1 protein-coding gene is annotated in these 297 nt (G+C 68.0%); it reads left to right on the top strand.

The window, feature by feature from the left end:
- The coding region (locus tag AC0IYH_RS30835; RefSeq protein WP_471837980.1) for a histidine kinase dimerization/phosphoacceptor domain -containing protein at positions 1–297 on the top strand (297 nt) is incomplete at both ends.

Genomic DNA, 297 nt, shown 5'->3' on the forward strand with positions numbered 1-297 from the left:
ACCTGCAGGTCATCGCCAGCCTGATTGCGTTCCACGCGCGGGGAGCCGCCAGCGCCGATGCGACCGCAGCCTATGCGGCGATCCAGCGCCGCGTCGATGCGCTGGCCGTGGTGCACCGTCACCACTTCGCCGAGCTGGAAGAGCATCGCGGGCTGAATCTTCGCACGATGATCGGCGAGCTGGCCTCCAACCTGCGTGCTACGTCGGAGGCGGGTTCGGGCGTCGCGATCAAGCTCGACGTCGATCCGTACCCCGTCAACCAGGACGTCGCCGTGGCGGTCGCGTTCCTCTTCACCG

The sequence above is a fragment of the Pseudomonas sp. AC463 genome (assembly GCF_979253585.1).